21 protein-coding genes are annotated in these 19107 nt (G+C 67.7%); 14 read left to right on the top strand and 7 right to left on the bottom strand.

Annotation, left to right across the window (positions count from 1 at the left end; genetic code table 11):
• Positions 1 to 102 precede the first annotated feature (102 nt).
• Entirely contained in the window at positions 103 to 741 is a 639-nt protein-coding gene (locus tag H6717_30225) for a pentapeptide repeat-containing protein (GenBank protein MCB9581346.1), read from the bottom strand.
• 125 nt (positions 742 to 866) lie between these two features.
• Here H6717_30225 and H6717_30230 point away from each other — a divergent pair, with 125 nt between their 5' ends.
• From H6717_30230 to H6717_30270, 9 genes are all read left to right on the top strand, one after another.
• Complete coding sequence (locus tag H6717_30230; protein ID MCB9581347.1) at positions 867 to 1172, top strand: HNH endonuclease; 306 nt, start codon at positions 867 to 869, stop codon at positions 1170 to 1172.
• A 782-nt stretch (positions 1173 to 1954) separates the two neighbouring features.
• Positions 1955 to 4381, top strand: a complete 2427-nt coding sequence (locus H6717_30235) for a TonB family protein (GenBank protein MCB9581348.1) — start codon at positions 1955 to 1957, stop codon at positions 4379 to 4381.
• Between the two features lies 1 nt (position 4382).
• Complete coding sequence (locus tag H6717_30240) at positions 4383 to 5228, top strand: hypothetical protein (protein MCB9581349.1); 846 nt, start codon at positions 4383 to 4385, stop codon at positions 5226 to 5228.
• Between the two features lie 68 nt (positions 5229 to 5296).
• Entirely contained in the window at positions 5297 to 5683 is a 387-nt protein-coding gene (locus tag H6717_30245) for a response regulator (GenBank protein MCB9581350.1), read from the top strand.
• Positions 5684 to 5758: 75 nt separating this feature from the next.
• A complete protein-coding gene (locus tag H6717_30250; protein MCB9581351.1) occupies positions 5759 to 6382 on the top strand; it encodes a DUF4833 domain-containing protein in 624 nt (207 codons plus the stop codon).
• Positions 6379 to 6858 (top strand): hypothetical protein, encoded by a 480-nt coding sequence (locus H6717_30255; protein MCB9581352.1) that lies wholly within the window; start codon positions 6379 to 6381, stop codon positions 6856 to 6858. Before H6717_30250 ends, H6717_30255 begins: the two co-directional genes overlap by 4 nt.
• A gap of 58 nt (positions 6859 to 6916) precedes the next feature.
• A complete protein-coding gene (locus H6717_30260) occupies positions 6917 to 7273 on the top strand; it encodes a cupin domain-containing protein (protein ID MCB9581353.1) in 357 nt (118 codons plus the stop codon).
• 94 nt (positions 7274 to 7367) lie between these two features.
• Positions 7368 to 7700 carry a hypothetical protein gene (locus H6717_30265; GenBank protein ID MCB9581354.1) on the top strand — a complete coding sequence of 111 codons (333 nt, stop codon included), beginning with the start codon at positions 7368 to 7370 and terminating at the stop codon, positions 7698 to 7700.
• Positions 7701 to 7758: 58 nt separating this feature from the next.
• On the top strand, positions 7759 to 8835 hold the full coding sequence (locus H6717_30270) for a hypothetical protein (GenBank protein ID MCB9581355.1): 1077 nt from the start codon (positions 7759 to 7761) through the stop codon (positions 8833 to 8835).
• Between the two features lie 4 nt (positions 8836 to 8839).
• Here the strand turns inward: H6717_30270 and H6717_30275 are convergent, their stop codons facing one another.
• Positions 8840 to 9184, bottom strand: coding sequence for a hypothetical protein (locus H6717_30275; GenBank protein ID MCB9581356.1), 345 nt, complete (start codon positions 9182 to 9184; stop codon positions 8840 to 8842).
• A 37-nt stretch (positions 9185 to 9221) separates the two neighbouring features.
• Positions 9222 to 9938 carry a DUF1003 domain-containing protein gene (locus tag H6717_30280; protein ID MCB9581357.1) on the bottom strand — a complete coding sequence of 239 codons (717 nt, stop codon included), beginning with the start codon at positions 9936 to 9938 and terminating at the stop codon, positions 9222 to 9224.
• A gap of 98 nt (positions 9939 to 10036) precedes the next feature.
• Here H6717_30280 and H6717_30285 point away from each other — a divergent pair, with 98 nt between their 5' ends.
• Both H6717_30285 and H6717_30290 read left to right on the top strand, forming a co-directional pair.
• On the top strand, positions 10037 to 10468 hold the full coding sequence (locus H6717_30285; protein MCB9581358.1) for a heme-binding domain-containing protein: 432 nt from the start codon (positions 10037 to 10039) through the stop codon (positions 10466 to 10468).
• A 226-nt stretch (positions 10469 to 10694) separates the two neighbouring features.
• The gene (locus H6717_30290; protein ID MCB9581359.1) at positions 10695 to 11393 is read left to right on the top strand and encodes a class I SAM-dependent methyltransferase; all 699 of its coding nucleotides are present in this window, start codon (positions 10695 to 10697) and stop codon (positions 11391 to 11393) included.
• 4 nt (positions 11394 to 11397) lie between these two features.
• On the opposite strand, the gene H6717_30295 is transcribed toward H6717_30290, so the two are convergent.
• From H6717_30295 to H6717_30305, 3 genes are all read right to left on the bottom strand, one after another.
• Positions 11398 to 13575 (bottom strand): SUMF1/EgtB/PvdO family nonheme iron enzyme, encoded by a 2178-nt coding sequence (locus tag H6717_30295; GenBank protein MCB9581360.1) that lies wholly within the window; start codon positions 13573 to 13575, stop codon positions 11398 to 11400.
• A 136-nt stretch (positions 13576 to 13711) separates the two neighbouring features.
• Complete coding sequence (locus H6717_30300; protein ID MCB9581361.1) at positions 13712 to 14140, bottom strand: hypothetical protein; 429 nt, start codon at positions 14138 to 14140, stop codon at positions 13712 to 13714.
• A gap of 43 nt (positions 14141 to 14183) precedes the next feature.
• Positions 14184 to 15023: a DUF4339 domain-containing protein gene (locus H6717_30305; GenBank protein ID MCB9581362.1), complete on the bottom strand. Its 840-nt coding sequence runs from the start codon at positions 15021 to 15023 to the stop codon at positions 14184 to 14186.
• Positions 15024 to 15243: 220 nt separating this feature from the next.
• On the opposite strand from H6717_30305, the gene cobA reads away from it, so the two are divergent.
• Complete coding sequence (gene cobA / locus H6717_30310; GenBank protein ID MCB9581363.1) at positions 15244 to 16758, top strand: uroporphyrinogen-III C-methyltransferase; 1515 nt, start codon at positions 15244 to 15246, stop codon at positions 16756 to 16758.
• Between the two features lie 42 nt (positions 16759 to 16800).
• Positions 16801 to 17106: an FHA domain-containing protein gene (locus H6717_30315; GenBank protein ID MCB9581364.1), complete on the top strand. Its 306-nt coding sequence runs from the start codon at positions 16801 to 16803 to the stop codon at positions 17104 to 17106.
• Here H6717_30315 and H6717_30320 read toward each other — a convergent pair.
• Entirely contained in the window at positions 17090 to 18271 is a 1182-nt protein-coding gene (locus tag H6717_30320; protein MCB9581365.1) for a glycoside hydrolase family 5 protein, read from the bottom strand. The genes H6717_30315 and H6717_30320 overlap by 17 nt on opposite strands.
• A gap of 152 nt (positions 18272 to 18423) precedes the next feature.
• Between H6717_30320 and H6717_30325 the strand changes: the two genes are divergently transcribed.
• The gene (locus H6717_30325) at positions 18424 to 18873 is read left to right on the top strand and encodes a hypothetical protein (GenBank protein ID MCB9581366.1); all 450 of its coding nucleotides are present in this window, start codon (positions 18424 to 18426) and stop codon (positions 18871 to 18873) included.
• The last annotated feature ends 234 nt before the right edge of the window (positions 18874 to 19107 follow it).

Here is a 19107-nt window from a genome sequence, read left to right on the forward strand (position 1 = left end):
CTGGCGTCTCGAGATCTGTGTCGGGCAGGATTACGTCGATCAGCTCGAGGAGCTGCGCGACTTGTTGCAGCATCAGATCCCGGACCGCGACATCGTGGCCGTTCACGAGAAGGCGATGAGCATGCTGTGGAAAGCTGCGCGCAGCAGCCGAAGAGGTGCGACGGATCGACCGCGCAAGCGCACAGTCGTTCCGGATGATGATGGTCGGGGCGGCGCGGAATCAGCGCTGAGCGTGGGTTCGTGGAGCAACGGCGCGAGCGGCGAATGCGCGAGCAGCGAAGGCGCGAGCGGCGAAAGCGCGAGCGGCGAAAGCGCGAGCGGCGAAAGCGCGAGCGGCGAAAGCGCGAGCGGCGAAAGCGCGAGCGGCGAAAGCGCGAGCGGCGAAAGCGCGAGCGGCGAAAGCGCGAGCGGCGAAAGCGCGAGCGGCGAAAGCGCGAGCGGCGAAAGCGCGAGCGGCGAAAGCGCGAGCGGCGAAAGCGCGAGCGGCGAAAGCGCGAGCGGCGAAAGCGCGAGCGGCGAAAGCGCGAGCGCGCGCGGCGAGCGCGAGCGGCGAAAGCGCGAGCGGCGAAAGCGCGAGCGGCGAAAGCGCGAGCGGCGAAAGCGCGAGCGGCGAAAGCGCGAGCGGCGAAAGCGCGAGCGGCGAAAGCGCGAGCGGCGAAAGCGCGAGCGGCGAAAGCGCGAGCGGCGAAAGCGCGCGCGGCGAAAGCGCGAGCGGCGAGCTTGCACGCGGCGAGCTTGCACGCGGCGAGCTTGCACGCGGCGATAGCGCCGACGGCATTGTCGACGATGTGCAAGACTTCGACGAGCGAGGTGGAGTTGCCAACGCCGCGGGAGCCCGGCCGAGGTCTACATCGAAGGCAGCCTCGATGACGCGGTCCCTCGCTCGGCGGCACGTCCCTGCGGAGATCGTGCGCGCGGTCTGGGAGCGTGACGAAGCACGCTGCACCTATGTGGACAATCGCGGCTGTCGCTGCCCGGAGACGGGAGGGCTCGAGATCCATCACGACCGCGCGTTCGCCAAGGGAGGGGACGAGACGCTTGGGAACTTGGCGCTTCGGTGTCGAGCGCACAATGACCTCGCGGCAGAGGAGGACTTTGGGGCCGAGCTGATGGACCGCAAGAAGAGCGCGCGGCGGCGACCCAATGCAGGGGGAGCTGCGCTGGGGCCATGAGAGCTTTCGGGCGTGGGAGAGCGAGCATCCGCGCTGGCGCGGGACGAAGATGGAGAGAGCATCCGCGCTGGCGCGGGACGGAGATGGAGAGAGCATCCGCGCTGGCGCGGGACGGAGATGGCTCCCGCGCGGCGCAAGTGAGAGAGCTTGCGCGGGACAAAGATGGCTCCCGCGCGGCGCAGGTGAGAGAGCTTGCGCGGGACAAAGATGGCTCCCGCGCGGCGCAGGTGAGCGAGCATCCGCGCTGGCGCGGGACGAAGATGGCTCCCGCGCGGCGCAGGTGAGAGAGCTGGCGCGGGACGAAGATGGAGCGAGCTCCCGCGCGGCGCGGGTGAGAGAGCTTGCGCGGGACGGAGATGGAGCGAGCTCCCGCGCGACGCGGGTGAGAGAGCTTGCGCGGGACGGAGATGGAGCGAGCTCCCGCGCGGCGCGGGTGAGAAGAGCTTGCGCGGGACGGAGATGGAGCGAGCTCCCGCGCGGCGCGGGTGAGAGAGCTTGCGCGGGACGGAGATGGAGCGAGCTCCCGCGCGGCGCGGGTGAGAGAGCTTGCGCGGGACGGAGATGGAGCGAGCTCCCGCGCGGCGCGGGTGAGAGAGCTTGCGCGGGACGGAGAGGGAGAGCATCCGCGGGCGGAGCTCCCGCCGGCGGGCGCGCGACGGGAATCCCTGCGGGCTCGCGCGGAGCTCGTCTGACTGCAGAACGCGTCGCGCGCTGTTCCGCGGCGGACCAACCCACAAGACATGTTGCGTGCGCGGCGACGTTGGCAAAGGCTAAGGCGAGCTGTGTTGCGTCTTGTCGGCACCATTGGGTTGGCGCTCGCGCTCGTGCTCTGGGCGACGCCGAGCGTTGCCCAGGGCGTGACGATGCCGAAGGTGACGCACGAAGTGCCCGTCACCTATCCGCGCAGCGCGATCGACGAAGGATACTTCCAGCGCGTCGAGGTGATCCTCGAGCTGGTCGTCGACGCCACGGGCACCGTGACGAACGCGAAGGTCGACACTCCGCGCGGGTACGGCTTTGACGAAGCGGCGGTGACGGCCGCGCGGCAGCTCCAGTTTGCCCCCGCGCAGAAGAACGGCACGCCCGTCGCAGCGCGCATCAAGTTCAAATACGTCTTCGACCCTCCGCCGGCACAGCTTGCAGGTCGCGTGTTCGACCGGGACACGGGGAAGCCGCTGGCCGGCGCCACGATAGAAGTCGTGACCTCCGACGGCGCGGTCCAGCGCACGGAATCCGCCGCGGATGGTCGCTGGAGCTTCCCGGCACTGCCGCCCGGTCCGGCCAAGTTGACGGTCAGCGCGGACGCCCTCGAGCCCATTTCGCGCGACGCGACCCTCGCCCGCGCGGAGCGCGTGGACGTCACGACGCGCCTCGGCGCGGCCCCCGAGGTCACGCCACCCGAGACGGCCAAGCCAAAGGTCCTCGAAGTCACTGTCCACGGCGAGAAGCCGGCTCCGGCGGTGTCCAGCCTCACGCGCGCGGAGGTGCGGCAGCTCCCGGGCGCCTTCGGCGACCCATTCCGAGCCATCGAGTCGCTGCCCGGCGTCACCCCGATCATCTCGGGTTTGCCCTTCTTCTACATTCGCGGCGCGCCACCCGGAAACGTCGGCTACTTCCTGGACGGCGTTCGCGTTCCGTACCTGTATCACATTGCGATCGGTCCTTCGGTAGTACAGCCAGCGATGGTCGATCGCGTGGATCTGTACCCCGGCGGCTATCCCGCTCGCTTCGGTCGCTACGCCGGCGGCATCGTGTCCGCGGAAACCACTGAGCCCCTCGCGAAGCTGCACGGCGAAGGCAACATTCGCGTCTTCGATGCCGGCGCGATGGTCGAAGGCGGCTTCGCGGACGGCCGGGGCACGGTGCTGCTGGGCGGGCGCTATTCCTACACCGCCAAGATCATCTCGCTGCTCGCGCCGGACGTGACCATAGACTACCGGGATTACCAGGCGCGAGTGAGCTACGACGTCACCTCGCGGGATCGCCTCACGCTGTTCGCCTTCGGGTCTTACGACCTGCTCGGTCAGACCACCATCGGCATCTTTCGCGTGCTGTTCGGCTCCGAGTTCTACCGCGGCAACCTGCGCTACGAGCACCGCCTGAACGACGGCATGGTGCGCACGGACGTGACCCTCGGCTTCGACCAGACTCGCGTGGCGGATCAACAGAACGTGCAAGACCGTTCGCTGGACGTGAAGAGCGAGCTCCACAAACGCCTCAGCTCCAAGAGTCAGTGGCGTCTGGGCACCCAGGCCACGCTCGATCACTACACCGCGGACAAGGCGGCGTACGCCGATCCGGAGGACCCCGACACCATCGCCTTCAACAATCGTTTTCCGCCGCGCAGCGATCTGGCGCTCAGTGCCTGGACCGACTTCGTGTTGGATGTGGCGCCCGGCATCGAGGTGACGCCCGGCTTGCGCTTCGACTTGTACACCTCCGGATCGTCCACGCTGCCCGCCTTCGACCCGCGCATCGCGGCGCGCTTCGCGGTGAGCGACAAGGTGCACATCGTGCACGCCTACGGCCTGGTGCATCAGCCGCCGGCCTTCGTCGTTCCGGTTCCCGGTCTCACGCCGGGCAACCTCCAGGGCGGCCTGCAGTCCGCGCTGCAGAGCAGCGCCGGCGTGGAGGTGGACCTGCCGGAGGCCACCACCGCCAAGGTGACGGCGTTCGAGAATGCCTTTTTCAACATGAGCGACGCTCTGGGCACGGCCAGCGGGCGCGGCGGAATCCAGCGGGATACGCGGAGCCTCGGCTCCGCCGTCGGCGTCGAGCTGTACCTGCACCGTCGCCTCACCAAGCGCTTCGGCGGCTACCTCTCGTACACGCTCTCGCGCTCCACCCGCAGCCTCGGAAACGAGAGCTTTCCGAGCGCTTTCGACCGCACCCACGTGGCGAGCGGCGCCTTGGCCTACGATCTCGGTCGCCGCTGGCGCGCCGGCAGTCGCGTCGTGTTCTACACGGGCGCCCCCAAGACCTCGTCCACCGGCGGGCTCATCCGTGGGCCCCGGTCGTCGAGCCCCGAGCGCGATCCGAGCTTTTACCGCATCGATCTTCGCCTCGAGAAGCGCTGGTACCTGACCAAGACCGCGTGGCTCGCCTTCGTGGCCGAGATGCTCAACGCCACCTTGCACAAGGAGGTGTTCCGCGGCACGGAGATAGGTCCCGTGAGCATTCCCAGCGTCGGTTTGGAGGGAGGGTTCTAACGTGCGATCGACCATCGCCATCCTGGGCCTCGCCTTCACCGCCTGCCTGCCGAAGGACACGCGCCCGGTGCCCGGCAGCATCCACGTGACGGTCAGCGCCAAGAGCGCGCCCAGTTGGATCACTTCCGACGGCTGGTCGGTGACCTACGATCGCTTCTTGATCGACGTCGGCCACGCCAACCTGAGCGGCGACTCCTGCGCCGAGTACTCCGACGCGCGCTACGATCGCATCTTCGACGGTCACCAGCTGGGGCCGCAGAAAGTGAGCGAGAGCTACGCCCTCGGTCACTGCTCGTTCCGCTTTCGGCTCAACAGCCCCGACCTCGAAACGTTGCTCGGCGCCGGCGTGACGGAAGCCGACAAGACCGAGATGCGCACGCCCGGCAGCGACTTTTCGGCCAAAGACCGCGGCGTGAGCCTGCTGGTCGCGGGGCACGCGACCAAAGAGGGCGTCGAGAAGTCCTTCTCCTGGTCCTTCCGCCGCCGCGTCGGCTACTCCGACTGCGCGGTCAAGGAAGACGACGCCAACCGCAGCGGCGTCGTGCTGCGCAGCGGCGAAACGCTGCCCATCGACATCGAGCTCCACGGAGAAGCACTGCTCCAGGTGGATTCCGAGCCGGAAGACGCGCCCCTGGTGTTCGACACCTTTGCCCAGGCGGACGCCGACGACGACGGCGTCATCACGCTCGAAGAGCTCGACGCAGTGCCCTACCTCGTCACCTCCACCAAGGCAGATGCCGGGGGCCCTCCGCAGAGCTTTGGTCAATTCGTGTACGTGACCCAGGTTCCCCGCGTGGCGCGCTACCTCGGCACGGGCACCTGTACCATCGTCCAGCAGGCCGACTGACATTTGTCGGTGCAGCGCGGAACCTCGCTTTCGACGCGGCCCGGAGCCGTTATCATCATGGTAACCCCGTGCCCGACCCCACCCAGAAAGTGCGCGTGCTGGTCATCGATGACGAGCCGATGATCCGCACCATGATGGCGCGGCTGCTGCGCAAGCACGAGGTGACCGTCACCGACGGCGGCAAGGCCGCGCTCGCGGAGCTCGAGGCCGGGCGCCGCTTCGACCTGATCTTGTGCGACGTGAGCATGCCGCTGATGACCGGCATCGAGCTGTTCATCACTTTGAAAGAGCACTATCCCGAGCAGGCCGCGCGGGTGGTGATGATGACCGGCGGCGTTACCGACGCGAAGGCCCGGGCCTTCCTCGAAAACGGCGTGCCGCGGTGGGTGGAGAAGCCGTGCTCCGCGGCACTTTTGCGGGAGCTCGTGGAGAAGGCGACCGAGCAGCCGGCTTGAACCTTGGGGCGTTTTGCGCCGATTACGGAGTTTCCGCGCCGGGCCAACAAAACCAAAACGTGCATAATGGCTCTCGTGCGTCGCTTCTGGAGCCAATGCATTGCGCTGCTGATCTGCGTGGGGTGCGGAGAATCCATCCCGCCGCCGGTGCGCTACGCCTCGACCAAGGTGGACGATCACAGCGCCAAGCCGAACCCCGCCAACAGCGATCCCAAGCTCGAGCCCGGCTTCGGTCCGTACGACGTGCAGACGGTGTTCTACATCGAGAAGAGCAACGACAAGGACCACGTCGACTACGCCATTCGGCTGGATCAGCACTGCACGCCCACCAGCGACGGCGCCATGTTTCCGTACTGGCGCGAGCTGCAGCACGACCCACCCACCGGCTCCCATCCGCTGAAGGGTCTGCAGTACATGGCGTACGGCTTTTCGGATCAGCGCATCCAGAAGAAGAAGCGCGTCGGCGGCGAGTACCTGGCCAAGCTCAAGCAGGTGGACCGCGTGCTCCTGATCGTGACCAAGCAAGGGCCGGACGGCTACTGCACGGCCACGGCCTACACGACCATCAAAGGCGTGAAGAACGCACGCCTGGATCACATCTACGTGAAGGTGGCGGGCATGATGAGCGCGGACTGGGTGGACGTGTACGGGGAGAACATCGTCACCGGTGAAAAGCTCGTGGAGCGCCTCACGCCATGAAGTGGCTGGCGCTCGCGCTGCTCTTGCTTTCCTGCAACCGAGAACAGCGCGCGCAGCACGAGGCCTTGGCCCAAGAGCTCCGGCCCGCGGCCGCGGAGCTGTGCAAGATCCAGCGTGGAGAAGGCGGGGGCTGCTTCGGAGATTGCGTGATCTGGTCCGCTGCGCAAGAAGGCGTGGCCCTGCGCAAGGCCGGTGCGACCCTCTCGCAGCTCGCCAAGATCGCGGATCCGGACACGGAGCGCATGCTCGCGGACGTGCGCAGTAGGGCACGCTCGCTGCATGCCGCCTTGAGCGCATGCGACCTGCAGGTCGAGCGCACCGGCAAACCCGGGGACGACGTCAAGCGCTGCGCCCAAGCCCGCCAGGCGCACTCCAAGGAGTCGTGGGCGCTCCTCAAAGCGGTGGACACTCTGGAAGCCTCAACCGAGGAGCGCACCGGAGTGGAGCTGCCGCCCACGCGATCGTGTGTTGATTGACAGCAGAATGTTGGTACGGCGCGAAACCCGTCGCGCCTCCCGTCACGGCGATGAACCCATGAGCGAAAACGACCTGTTCAATCGCGCGCTGCCCCACGACAGTCGCAGCGCGCTCTTCGGCGGCAAGAATGCCGTGCGCGTGTGGAGCTTGGATTCGAGCCCCATGCCCCCCTTCACGGCCCTGCTCGCGTGTGAGCTCGAACCCGACGGCAGCGTCGGCGCGCACGTGCAGCAAGAGTTTCCGGAGGTGGTGATCGTGATCGAAGGGCGCGGGAGCGCGACGGTTTCCGGTCGCACCGTGCCACTGCATTCCGGCGTCGTCGTATCACTACCGCAAGGGCAGACACTCGCAATCGAGAATGCGTCGAGCTCGGAGCCGCTGCGCTACCTCATCGTGAAGGCCCGCGACGTTTGAACGTCGCGGCGTTGGATGGCAGACTCATGCCTTCTTACTTCGTGTTGCTTCGGGCGGGAGACAGATGCCATCGATCGTACGAGGTGGTTCCGGTGTGGGTTGGCGATTGCCGGCGGAGAGTGATCGCTGGATCTTGTGGCTGGAGGGCGGCGTTCAGGCACTCTTGAGCGTGGAATCGGCGCCCACCGGGGCAGCCGTTCGGGTGGATCTGGTGCGCCCGCAGCTCACCCGTTTCGTGGAGGTGGTGTTCAGCGAAGGCATCGGCGGGCTGACCGCGACGCTGCTCGAAGAGATCGTCTCGGCCGCGGTGGAGGGCGATCTGGTGTTCGCGCCGGCGCACAGGAACGCTTGGGCCATTGCCATTCGTTCCACCGCGCAGCTCTTGGGGGGTTCCCGAGGGGCTCGCGACGAGCCAACAGGCTCGTAAAACTACAACCGCACGCCAAGCCCTCGATCAACGCGAGCAGAGGCTCTAGATTTCGCGAATGCTCGGGCGTGCGCTGACGGGTCTCTGGGTGCTGACGTTCGTCGTCGGCTGCGGCGGCGAAAGCGACGCCGAGCTGTACGGCAGTGGTGGCGCGAACAGCGGCGGCGCAGCAGGGAGTGTGAGCACGGGCGGCAGCGCGGGCAGCGCCGGCAGCGATGGCGACGGCGGTAGCGCGGGAGCTGCGGGGCAGCCGGCGACCGGCGGCGCGGCGGGGACGGCTGGCGCGGCGGGGGGTGGCGGCGCGTCAGGGTGCGGCTTGCCGCCGGTGGCGGCGGGCACGGAGGAGCGCACCATCACGTCGGGTGGCAGCGAGCGCAAGGTGCGGGTGCACGTGCCGGCGAGCTACGACGCGAGCAAGAGCGTGCCTCTGGTGATGATGTTCCACGGCTACACGGAGACGGCGGAGCAGTTCGAGACCATCAGCCAGATGACCCCGGTGAGCGACGCTCAGGGCTTCATCGTGGCCTACGGGCAGGGCATCCAGAACAGCTGGAACGCGGGCAAGTGCTGCGGCACGGCTTCGGCGCAGAAGGTTCTCGACGTGCAGTTCGCGAGCGACATCATCGACACCCTGGCCGGCGTGCTGTGCATCGATCAGAAGCGCGTGTACGCGGCGGGCTTCTCCAATGGTGGCATGCTCAGCAATCGCTTGGCGTGCGACCTGTCCAACCGTATTGCGGCGTTCGCCCCGGTGGCCGGGCCGCTGGCGATGGACGGCTGCAATCCCACGCGCTTCATGCCCATGATCGAGTTCCACGGCACTGGGGATTTCGTCGTGCCCTACAACGGCGGCGGGCTCGGGGGCGCCGTCAGCGTGCCGGAGAACTTCGCCTTCTGGAGCAAGAACGCCGCCTGCACCGACAAGAACCCGGCGCAGGTGTACGACAACGGCGACACCCAATGCGTGGAGGCGTCCCAGTGTCAGGGCGGCGCCGCGGTGCGGCTGTGCACCGTGAACAACGGTGGCCACCAGTGGCCGGGGGGCAAGAGCGCGGGCCCCACCGGCAAGCTGACGCAGGACATCAACGCCAGCGAGGAAATGGTGAAGTTCTTCCTCGCCCACCCGCTGCCCTGAAGTATCAGCAGGTGTTGGGGCCGGCCACGCCGTTGAACTGATCGCAGAGGCCCTGGCCGCCGGCGTGGTCGCCGATCTCGTCGCACTCGCCGGGTTGGTCCTTCACCAGGCCGGGGCAGTCGTAGCCCATGGGACACTCGTTGTCGGTGGAACAGAGCGGCGTGCAATAGCCGTCGCTGGAGCTGCCGTGCTCCGTGTCGCAAGCCTGGCCCGTCGGGCACTCACTGTCCGTGGTGCAGTGCTGATACGAGCCCGGGTTGGCGCCGCCACCTCCGCCCCCGCTGCCACTCGAGCACGCCGCCGCGAACGCTCCCACGATCGCGATCGCCATCAACTTCCGTGTGATCATGACCACCTCCGCCCGTGATCACCCGTCAGTCTAGCGTTCAGCCGCGCGAGCTCGCCGGACTTCGTTCGCTGAGCTGCTCCAAGAGCTCGAGCTGGGTGCGTTGGATCTCCGCCATGTGTTCCCATTGGGTATGCAGCAGGTGATCCATTTTCTCGTGAAGCAGCGCGATCTCGAGCTCTGCCTTCAGATTCACGCGATAGTCCTGTTCCGCTTGGGCACGGTCACGCACGGCCGACCGGTTCTGCGACATCATGATCACCGGCGCTTGGATCGCGGCCACGCAGGACAACACCAAGTTGAGCAAGATGTAAGGGAAAGGGTCGAAGGCTCGCGTGGCCAGCACGACGGTGTTGAGCGCCATCCAGGCGACCAGCACGATCAGAAAGCCGATCACGAACGGCCAAGAACCGCCGACGCGCGCTACGCGGTCCGCCAGAGCTTGTCCGAAGCTCAGGTTCGCCTCGGGAGCTTCGTCCAGGGGAGCGTGCTGCGCGGCGCGGCGTGCGACGTCGGCGTCCACCGCCGAGAGCTCGCCTCGCTCTCGCTCCAGTCGCTCTACGACGTTCTCGACGCGCGCGGCGTTCAGACAGTGGGCGCAGGCGCGGGCGTCTGCTGGCAGCGGGTGCCCCGCGGCGTTCTCCAGATAGGGGCGAATGTTGGGACGAAGCACGGCGACCGAGCGGAGCTCGTGAGAGCCAAACGGTTTGCCGCACACTGCGCAGGGGACGGACTCGTGATGGGGACGAGCGGACATGGCGCACGTCTACACCCGCCGCGGGCGCGTGACATGGAGCACTTCGCTACCGCCGGTGCCTCGTCTTCTCACCCAGCGGGTACTACGGTGGCGGAGCCATGAAACGCACCGCGAAGATCGCCATTGGAGTGGGGGCCGCGCTGGTCCTCATGCAGTTGGTCATTTTGCCCCACGACAATCCGCCGGTGACGGCCGAGGTCCAGGCCCCCGACGACGTGAAGGCCGTGCTCCACCGCGCCTGCTGGGACTGCCACTCCAACCAGACGGTGTGGCCCTGGTACAGCCGCGTCGCCCCGGTCTCCTTCCTCGTCTATCGGGACGTGGTGGAGGGGCGAAAGCACCTGAACTTCAGCGAGTGGGACAAGCTGAACGACAAGCGCCGCGCCCACAAGCAGAAGGAAGTGGGCGAGCAGGTGCAAGAGGGGGAGATGCCGCCGTGGTTTTACACTCCGATGCATCCCGACGCGAAGCTCAGCGACGCGGACAAAGCGCTGCTCGAGAAGTGGGCCGAGGGTTCGGCGAGCGAATGACGCGTTGACGACCCGCGCGGTGCGCCCTACGCCTCGGGGCATGCTCCTGCGCCGCGCACTCCCCCTGCTGCTCCTCACTGCCTGTTCCTCGCCGCCGCCGGCCAACTCCCCCGAGCCCACGCCGCCGCGCGCGGACGTGGCTCCGGTGATCGTGGAACCGCCCACCTCCGCCATGGCGGAGAAGCCCGAGCCTGCTCCCAAGCCGAAGCCGCCGGAGCCGATCCCGGTGCCGGAGGCCATCGCCGCGCTGATGCGCGCACCGGACCGCAGCGAGGCGGATCGCGCGCTGGATGCTGGGCGCAAGGAAGACCAGCTGCTCGCGTTCATCGAGCTTCAGTCCGGCGCCAAGGTGGCCGAGCTCGGCGCGGGCTCGGGCTACACCACGGAGATCCTCGCGCGCGCCGTGGGCCCCAAGGGCAAGGTGTACGCGCAGAACAACAAGTTCATCCTGGAGCGCTTCGCGGAGAAGCCGCTCACCGAGCGCATGAAGAAGCCGGTGATGAAGAACGTCACCCGGCTGGACCGCGAGTTCGACGACCCGTTTCCGAAGGACGTGAAGGACCTCGACGCGGTCGTGAACGTGCTCTTCTATCACGACACCTTCTGGATGAAGGTGGACCGCGACAAGATGAACAAGGCCGTGTTCAAGGCGCTCCGCCCCCGCGGCTTGTACGTGATCGTCGATCACAGTGCGCAGAAGGGGCACGGCGCCGAGGACGTGAAGACGCTTCATCGCGTGGAGAAGTCGGTGGTGCAGCAAGAGATCGAGCGCGCCGGCTTCCACCTGGCCAAGGAGGGCCACTTCCTGGAAAACCCGGAGGACTCGCGGGACTGGAGCGCTTCCCCGGGAGCCGCCGGGGACAAGCGTGGCAGCAGCGATCGCTTCGTGCTCGTGTTCGAAAAGCCGGATCCGAAGTCGATGTGAGGCGTCACTCCGCTTTGCGCGGCAAGGTCATGGCACAGCGGAAGCCGATGCCGTGGCTCAGGGCCTCGGGGTCCTGCGCGTAGCGGAACGAAGGCCGGAGCCAGCTCTTGTAGCTGCCGTTCCAGCCCCCGCCGCGGATCACCTTGCGGGTGCCGCTGGCGGGGCCCTTGGGGTTCACCTTCTCGCTGGCGGTGTAGGGGCCTTGCCAGTCCGCGACCCACTCCCACACGTTGCCCACTACGTCCATGGGGCCGAAGCGCGAGCGGCCGGCGGGGAAATGACCGACGGGCGCCGTGGTGGGGAAGCCGTCGCTCGCGTCGTACAGCGCGGTCAGGGACTCGCCGTGCTCTTCCCCCCACTTCACGCACTCCGTACCGCAGGCGTTCAGGTGCGCGGCCGTGGGTTCTTCGTCTCCCCAGGGGTAGATGCGGCCATCCGGACCGCGGGTGGCGTACTCCCACTCGGCCTCCGTGGGCAGCCGCGCGCCGCGGGTCGTGCAGAAGTGATCGGCCATGTCCCAGCTCACGCAGTTGACGGGATGATCTCCGCGATTGGAGCTGTTCACGTTGCACAGCGGTCCGTACACCTCGCGCTGGTGCTCGGTGATGCCGGGCCAGCGCACGTCCGCCGAAGGGCGCTTGCACTTGCCGTCGTTCGAGCACGACAGATACGCGCTCATCGTCACTTCCGTGAGATCCATGCAGAAGGAGTCGAGCTTTACGCTGAAGGACGGCTTCTCCGTGGGCAGGGCTTCGTCCAGGTCCGAGCCCATGTAGAACTGCCCGGCCGGGATCTTCACCATGTTGTCCGGACACGAGAAGCGCCGAGCCGCCCAGGCGGCGACCTTCTCCGGCGCCGCGACGGACTTCGACTCCAGCGTCCGCGTCGGTTCCGCGGTCTTTCGCCAAAACCAAAATCCACCTCCCCCCGCAACCAATAGTCCCAATGCTCCCGTCATCGCCAGCAGGATGCCGGTTCGCCGCGAGGGCGCGGGGGGCACCGGCCGGGAGATGGTCGCCGCGGGAGTGCTGTGGGAGTGCATGCTCGGCCCCGTCGCGGACAGCTGCGTCGCGTCCACCGGCGCGCTGTGGCGAGCCTGCGGCTGCTGCGCGGGCGGCGCGAAGGAGCCCGGGGAACCAAAGGGCGTCGTGGGGGGCGCGGAGTGCTCCGTGAGCGGCGCGCTCTGCACGGTGGTGTCCGGCTGGGAAGAGAGGGCGGACAGCTGCGCGGGGCGCAGCGTGGGGGCGTGAGGATTGCTCTCCGCCAGGCCCGCCTCCAGGGCCGCCCAGAACTCCCCGGCGCTGCCGTAGCGCGCTTCCGTGTTCACGGCGACGGCGCGAGCGAGCACCGCCTCCACGGCGGCGGGCACCTTCACGCCCAACGCGGCGGGAGTCGGGCGCCGTGCCTCGTCCATGCTGGCGTGGGCGAGATCCACGATCTCTTCACCCTCCAGCGCGCGCCGACCGGCGAGCAGCTCCACCAACACCAACGCCAAGGCGTACACGTCCGTCCACGGCCCCGTGGCACCTTGCCCTTTGCTGAACTGCTCCGGCGCTCCGTAGTCCGGCGTGAAGGTGCGGATGGTGCCGCCGGTGGTGGCCAGCGCGGCGCGCACGCGCTTGTCTTCCATGACCTTGGCGACGCCGAAGTCCAGCAGCTTGACCTTGGCGCTCGCCGAGCGCGGCTTGCCGAGGACCAGAAGGTTCCCCGGCTTCACGTCGCGATGCGCGACGCCGCGCTGATGCGCGGCATCGAGGGCGGACGCCACCGGGGCGAGCAGGCGCATCGCCTCTTCCAGGGACCAGCGGGTGCGATCGCGCTCGAGATACAGATCCAGGGCCTCCCCCGCGAGCCACTCCAGCACCATGTACGGGAGCCACTCCCCGCTGGGGCTCGTGTAGGTCCCCACGTCCCAGGCCTGCACGATGCCGGTAGAGACGCTGGACAGCTCCGCGAGCAGCGCACCCTCCCGCACGAACGCGTCTTGCAGTCCGCTGCGCAGTTCTCCCGCCGGCACGGCCAGCGCGTTGAAGAACTTCACTGCGACGGGCTTTTTCCAGATGCGATGCCGAGCACGGTAGACGACGGAGAACCCACCAACGCCGGCCACCTCCTCGATGTCGTACTTCTGCGCGAGCGTTTCGCCCTGAAGCCCTAGCGGATCTGCCTCACTCTTGGGCATGGGCTTACGTTCATAAGGCTACGGCGGCGCGAGCGGAACGGTTTCCGACTGTTTTTTCCGCGTTCGATCCGACCGCCAGGCTGCCTCGTAGGCACCTGATCCGAGCAAGATTCGCCGAAGGCGAATCTTCGAGCCGTCAGTCCGTGCCGGCGTCGGAGATGGCCCCGGCCGGCGCCGCAGTGGCGGTGACCCGCAGATAGAACTCGGCGCAGGTGTCGTTGTGGATCTGGATGAACTCGTCCGTTACGGCCTCGAGCACCGTTTGGTTGCCCGCGCTCTCGGCGGCCTGGAAGTTGTCGCCGGTCTGATACTCGTGGAACGCGAGGTAGGTGTCGTAGCAGCAGGGTGCCTTCCCCAGGTGGTGGTAGAGCCTGTAGCGACGCCCCGCTGGGAAGTAGAGCCAGCGGCCGTACCAGGGCGAGGTCTCGTACACCGTCGCTGTCGAGTCCACCGTGCCCTCCTGGTAGCTCACGGGATCCGAACCGCTGACCTCGCAGTTGGAGCCGCACCCGGAGGTGGCGCCGAGCAACATCGCAGCGGCGAAGAACGCGCGCGGGAGGGACATGGCGCGGGAGTGTAACACCAACCCGCGCAGCGCTACGCCCTGTTCAATTCAGCCAATTGGCGTCGAGGATCCGCTGGGCGACGGCGTCCGCGACCTCTTCCACGCGGGCGATCTCTCGTGCCTTGAAAGGCCGCGAGGTGCGCCCCACCTCGATCATCGCGAACATCGCGCTGTTCAGCATGACCGGCACCATGGCCACGCCGCGCTGACCGGAGATGGCCCGCGACAGGCGCCCGGCGATGTAGCGTCCGGCTTCGCCGAGGCGCTGCTCCCCCACGACGGTGTGGCCGGCTTGGGCCGAGAGCAGCGACGGATCGTTCTCCGCCAAGCGCTCACCCAGGAGCTGCTCCGTGTTGGGGCCGTGGGCGAAGCTGCACACGATGGCGTTCAGATCCGGCCGCACGCGATGCACCAAACCCAGGTGCGACGAGGAAGCCGTGACCGAAGTGGACAGCGCCAAGAGCAGCGCCTGATCCAGATCCGTGGCGCTCTCGAGCACGCCGACGGGATCCACGGCCACCGGGCGAATGGACGGCGGCACCGGATCGTTGGCGGAGGCCGATAGCTCTTCGGAGCTCGGCGGCAGCGGCGCTTCGTGGTGCGGGTTGCTGGCGCGCACCTCCATGCTGGCGCTGGCCTCGGCCAGCTTGGCCACGGCTTCGTCCCGCTTGGAGTCACTCAACCCTTCGAGCTCCTCCAAACGGCGCCAAACCTTCCAGGAGGCGTGACGAACCAGAGCGCCCTCGGGGATGCGCCCAGCGGCGACGCCCCGGCTCATCAGCTCGAAGCTGACGGGACCCACGGCTTCCACGCCATTGGTGACGAACCAGCGGTCGTCCACCGTCATCTCACTCGACTCCAACTTCACGTCTACCGCTTGCATGGTGCACAACCCCTCGTGTCGTAGGACGTGGAGAAACTCCCCACAGACGCCCACAGAACGGAGCCACTTGTCCCAGGCCCGGGGGAAAGTCAAGGAAGGGCCGGGGCGTTCTTGAATGACGCCTCATTTCCGGCATTTATGCCGGGCAGGCGGCGTTCGTCAGCGGGCATCCCTGCTGTACAGCCGTTCCCGTCCCGATCCGAGCTACGGTTCCGCAGCGATGTCCCAGGGAAAGGTATGGCTGGTGGGCGCGGGGCCGGGAGAGCCGGGGCTCATCACCGTGCGCGGGCTCGAGGTGCTGAGCCAAGCGGACGTGGTGCTGTACGACGCCCTCGCGCATCCCTCGCTCCTCGATGCCTGTCCGGGCGCCGACAAGCGCTACGTTGGCAAGCGCTACGCCTTCGACAACCCGCCGCAGGCCGGCATCAATCGCGTGCTCATCGAGGAAGCGAAGCAGGGCAAGAAGGTGGTGCGCCTCAAGGGCGGCGATCCGTTCTTGTTCGCGCGCGGTGCGGAGGAAGCCGAAGCCCTGGCGGACGCTGGCATTCCTTTCGAGGTGGTGCCCGGTGTTCCCTCGCCGGTGGCAGCCGCGGCCTACGCCGGCATGTCGCTCACGCATCGCGATCTGTCGTCGAGCACCACGTTCATCACCGGAAGCGACAAGGCCGGCAAGGAGTGGTCGCCCGACGCGTGGAAGAAGCTCGCGACCGCGACGGACACCATCTGCGTGCTGATGGGCATGCGGCGTATCGAGGACATCACCCGCGCGATCATCGACGGTGGTCGCGACCCCGGTACTCCCGCGGCCGTGATCCAGTGGGGCGCGCGGCCGGAGCAGCGCGTAGAGGTCGCCACGCTCGGGACCATTGCCCAGCGTGTGCGCGACAGCGGCATCACGAACCCGGCCATCATCGTGGTCGGGCAGATCGTGTCTTTGCGCGACAAGCTCTCCTGGTACGACTCGCGGCCGCTGTTCGGGAAGCGCATCTTGGTGCCGCGCCCGGCACACCAAGCGGTGGCCACGGCGGAGGCAGTGCGCGCGCGTTCGGCTCGGCCCATCGCGTTCCCGGTGATCGAGATCGTGGATCCACCGGAGCCGGAGCGGCTCTTGGCCGCCGCCCGCGACGTGCAGCGCTACGACTGGGTGCTGTTCACCAGCGCCAACGGAGTGGATCGCTTCTTCGCTGCTCTCGCCCAGGTGGGCCGTGACGCCCGCGCTTTCGCGACGGCGAAGATCGGCGTGATCGGGCCCAAGACCGGCAAGGCGCTGGATCGCTTCGGTCTCAGGCCGGATCTGGTGGCCAAGGAGTACGTGGGGGAAGCCTTGGCGGAGGCCATCCTCGGCGCCGGGGACGTGCGCCGCGTGCTCATTCCGCGAGCCTTGGAAGCGCGGGAGGACTTGCCCAAGCTGCTCGAGGCCAGCGGCGCCGAGGTGAACGTGGTGCCTGCCTACGAGACACGCCCGGTGGGGAAGAAGCAGGCGGAAGAGCTCCGCGACATGATCGAGAGCGGCGACGTGGACGTGGTGATGTTCACCTCCGGATCCACCGTGAGCTCCACCGTGGAGCTCTTGGGTGACCGCGCCGTCGAGCTCCTCGGCCGCATCACGGTGGCGAGCATCGGACCCATCACCACACGCGCGGCGGAGGCCCGCGGCGTGACGCCTGCGGTGACGGCCAGTGAGTACACCGTGGACGGGCTGCTTGACGCGCTGGAGGCGCAGTTCCGTCCCTGACGGGCATCGCGCCGGACCGACATGATCCCGTAAGCTTTGCACGTGAGCGGTTACCTCTTGCGGATTAGCCACGCCGGCGCGGAGCTCGGAGAGTACGCCGTGCGGCCGTTGAGCAAGCTCCGCATCGGACGCGCGCCGGAGTGCGATGTCGCGATCGAGCACCCGACCGTGTCACGGACTCACGCGATCTTGGACGTTGGCCCGTACCAGATCGAGATTCGAGATGCAGACAGCGCGTCCGGGACCTGGGTGAACGGTCTCCACGTGCAGCGGCAAGTGGTGCGTGCGGGGGACGTGATTCGCGTGGGCGCCGTGGAGATCGAGATTCGCTCTACAGATACGGCGTGAGCCAGGCGAGCTGCGGCGCGTCGACCGGTGAGCTGCCGAGGTTTTGGGGCTCGAGGGTGAACATGTAGTTTCCCCACCAGGGCCCCGCGGCCCACCAGGTGAAACCGATCCACACGTCCTGGTGTTGCTTCATGTAGCCGAGCATGTCGGCGATGGCGGCCTGACAGGTAGCGTTGTTGCCGCCGGCGACCTCGCCCAAAAACCCCTTCTTGCCGTTGGAGGAGAGCCAGGCGGTGACGTCCGCGAGCTTTTGGGACCCGATGGTGGCGCTCTGGCAATTGGCGTTGGTGCCGGAGTAGTCCGCATCCAAGTACTGATGCAGCTCGAAGGCGAAGTTGTTTGCCGAGTCGACGACGCCGTTCATCACTTGGCTGTTCGGCGTGCCGTACCAGTTTTGCGTCCAGCTGTGGGCGCCGGTCCAGGCGTTGCCCGGCACCAGCACCAGCTGCGTCGCGCCCGCGTTGCGAATGGCCGTGATGGCGGCGTTGGCCGCGGCCAGCCACTGTTCCGTGGGCATGTCGTGGGGCTCGTTCATGAGGCCGAACAGCACGTGGGCGTCTGCCTTGTAGTGCCCAGCGAGCTTGCCCCAGAAGTCCGCGAAGTCGGCGTTGCTCACGACGCCGCCGCCGATCACGTCGCCGTAGTAGCGGGCGTAGTTGTGGGGATCGAGGATCACCGAGGCGCCCTTGCCGGTGGCGTAGCTCACCACGGTGTCCAAGCGTGACAGCTCCGTGGCGTCCAACGCGGCGCCCTTGCTCTGCTGCAGGCGCTCCCAGCGGAACGGCACGCGGAAGATGGAGAGCCCCTTGCCGATGAAGTAGTCGAGCTCTTGCTGGGTGGGATACGTGTACGTGGTGCCGTAGGTGCCGGGCAGATTGCTCTCGCCGAACTCTGCCCCCGAGAGATTCACGCCGGCGTACCAGCTGGTACCGCCGCCACTTCCCGCGGCGCCGCCACTGCCACTCGCGCCGCCACTGCTGCCCGCAGCACCCCCGCTGCCCGCAGCACCGCCGCTGCCCGCAGCACCCCCGCTGCCCGCAGCACCCCCGCTGCCCGCGGCACCTCCAGTGTTCGACCCCGCGGCGCCACCCGTGGCGCTGGCGCCGGAGCCGCCGTCCGGATTGGCTCCGCCGCCGCCGCCACTGCTGCCGCAGCCGACAGCCATCGTCACCGCGACCAGCACACCGAAAGCTCGCGACATGTCGAAAAAATAGCACGCTATGCCGGCCCCTGCGCGCCCGTCGACAACTCCCGCTTATCGTTGGCGTTACTGCTATTGCATTGGGAGCCACGCCTCTCGGACGTATCGTCCAGCCCATGTTGCATTTGGGGTTGGTCCGCCGCGGAAACCGCGCGCCGCGCCGAGACGTCGCGGTCGTCGCGGCTCTGCTCTTCACGTCCCTGCTCGCCTGCAAGAGTCAGCACTCGGTCGACGGCACCATCACCGTGAACGGCGCGCCCTTCGTCGCGAAGCAGTGCGTCGTGGGTAGTCTCACCATGAATGGCGTCACCACGCATTCCGTCACGCTCACGGACGCGACGGACAACCGCCTCTCCTTCAGCGACTCCAACGGCGTCACGGTCAGCTTCACTCCCGCGGGGGGCAGCATGGAGAACGGCGGCACCGGCTGCGGCGTTGCGCGGTTCTCCGGCAGCGTGAAGGATCCGCACACGCTCAAAGTCCAGCTGGACGTGAGCTGCCGCGGCGGCGGTTACGCGACGGTCGCCAAGGCCGACGTCACCAAGTGCGGCACCTTCGGCCTGTGACGTCCGTCCGGGACGGGCAGCGCGCCGGACCGACAAACTCCCGGCCTTTGGACCTGGGGCGGGGGGCCGGCGGGGCACAAAACCCTGCGGATTCTGGGGAAACGCCGCAGCAAGCTTGCAAATTGGCGCCGGGCGGCTACTTTTCCGCGCCTCACTGACGTTCACTGTTACGGACGGACGACGCCCTCTCGAGCTCGAATCGGGATTGCGGAGCTCGCTGCAACGGCAACGACT

This window comes from Polyangiaceae bacterium (genome assembly GCA_020633235.1).
Lineage (GTDB): Bacteria > Myxococcota_A > Polyangia > Polyangiales > Polyangiaceae > JACKEA01.